This is a genomic window from Micromonospora sp. CPCC 206060 (genome assembly GCF_036906895.1).
GTDB lineage: Bacteria > Actinomycetota > Actinomycetes > Mycobacteriales > Micromonosporaceae > Micromonospora.
This window is the reverse complement of record NZ_JBAKHU010000189.1, coordinates 1-2,234: the sequence shown is the minus strand read 5'-3', so window position 1 is coordinate 2,234 and position 2,234 is coordinate 1. Positions and strand designations below refer to the sequence as shown.

The 2,234-nt window shown below is 71.9% G+C and carries 1 protein-coding gene; it reads left to right on the top strand.

The window, feature by feature from the left end:
* Nucleotides 1-10: 10 nt before the first annotated feature.
* Nucleotides 11-2,234, top strand: a 2,224-nt coding sequence (locus V6U90_RS33130; RefSeq protein WP_334445074.1) for an AMP-binding protein, incomplete at its 3' end; no start/stop codon positions are given.

Sequence of the window (2,234 nt, the reverse complement as noted above, 5' to 3'; positions counted from 1 at the left end):
CTGGTGCCAGGTGTTGAACCTGGACCGGGTCAGCACCACCGACAGCTTCTTCGACCTCGGCGGTGACTCCCTGCGGGCGGTCGCCCTGGTCGGCGCCCTCCGCTCAGCCGGCCTCGGTGTGGCGGTACGCGACGTCTTCCTGCACCGCACCGTCGCCGCGCTCGCCGCCCATCTCGCCGCGAAGGACACCGCCGAGGCGGTACCGGCGTTCCAGGCGGTCGCCCCGTTCAGCCTGATCAGCGCCGAGGACCGCGCCCTGCTCCCGGACGGCCTCGCGGACGCGTACCCGGCGGTGCAGGCCCAGGTCGGCATGGCCGTGGAGATCCAGAAGGAGCCGGCGAAGTCGCTCTACCACATCGTCCGCTGCTTCCGGGTACACAGTGGACGAGGCTTCGACGCCGACGCGCTGCGCCGGGCGGTCCGGGACGTGGTCGGCCGGCACGAGACGCTGCGCACCTCGTTCGACCTCACCCGGCACTCGGTGCCGATGCAGCTCGTGCACGCCGAGGTGCCGGTCGACGTCACGGTGTCCCACCTGAGCGGCGACGACATCGAGGCCCGGCTGCGGGCGTACGTCGACACCGAGCGGGCCCGCCCCTTCGACCCGGAACAGCCGGCGCCGCTGCTGCGGGTCTCCGCGCACCGCACCGACGACCACGGCTGGTGGCTGACCGTGGCGCTGAGTCACCTGGTCACCGGTGGCTGGGACCTGAACAACCTCCTGGTGGAGCTGCTCGGCTGCTACGAGCGGCGCAGCGTCGGCATGGTGCCCGAGTCACCGGAGCCGGTCGCGGTCCGGTACGCCGACTTCGTCGCCGCCGAACTGGCGTCCCTGTCCGCTGGCACCGACGAGGCGTACTGGCGGGGCATCACCGCCGGGTACGCCCGGTTCGCCACCCCGGAGGGCTGGGGCCGGGTGGACGCGCCCCGGGAGAGCCTCCGTACCCGGGTCAGCTACCAGGACCTGGAGCAGCGGTTGCGTACCCTCGCCTCCGCCCTCGACGTGTCGCCCAAGGCGGTGCTGCACGCGGCGCACCTGAAGGTGATGAGCCAGCTCACGGATCAGCGGCGGTTCTACACCGGGTTGGTGTGTGACGCGCGGCCGGAGGTGCGGGGTGCGGAGCGGGTGCACGGGATGTACATCAACATCCTGCCGTTCGGGTTTGCGCGTGGTGCGGGTTCGTGGCGGGAGTTGGTGCGGTCGGTGTTCGACCGGGAGGTGGAGTTGTGGCCGCACCGGCGGTACCCGTTGCCGGCGGTGCAGCGGATGGCGGACGCCGGATCCCGCCCGATCGACGTGGTCTTCGACTACACCGAGTTCCGCCGCTCCGGCGTGATGACCGACGACTCGGTGGACTTCGAGGCCATCGCCGGTGAGGGTGGCACCGAGTTCGCCCTCCAGGTGACCGCCGCCAGCGGCTTCCTCGACCTGGTCGCCGACAGCCACGTCTTCGGCCCGGCCGCGCTGACCCGGATCGGGGCGATGTTCCGTCAGGTGCTCGCGGCGATGGTGGCCGACCCGGACGGGGACGCGGTCGCCGTTCGCCTGCCGGCGGGGGAGCGCGACGACATCCTGAACTGGTCGGGTGGCGACACCACCGAAATCGGTGGGTACGTGCCGGCGGCGTTCGAGGCGCAGGCGGCGCGGCGGCCGGATGCGGTCGCGGTGACCTGTGAGGGGGTGTCGTTCTCCTACGGGCAGTTGAACGCGGCGGCTAACCGGTTGGCCCATCACCTGCGGGAGTTGGGGGTTGGTCCGGAGGTACTGGTGGGGGTGTGTGCGCACCGGTCGGTGGAGCAGATCCAGGCGATGCTGGCGGTGCACAAGGCGGGTGGGGTGTACCTGCCGTTGGATCCGTCGTACCCGGCGGAGCGGTTGGCGTTCCTGCTGGCTGACGCGGCGGCTCCGGTGCTGCTGACCACCGCCGAGCTGCGGGCGCAACTCCCGGCGGTCGACGCCACCGTGGTGCTGCTGGACCAGCCGTCCGTCTGGGCCGACCAGCCGGCCACCGACCCGCGATCGGCCACCGGCCCGGACAGCGGTTGCTACGTCATCTACACCTCCGGTTCGACCGGCCAGCCCAAGGGTGCCCTGGTCCCGCACCGGGCGCTGGTCAACCGGCTGGCCTACGCCGGGCCCCGGATCAACCGGCTCGACGAGAGCGCGGTGCTGCTCCAGAAGACCGAGATCGGGTTCGACGTGTCCCCGGGTGAGGTGTACGCGGCCCTGTCGG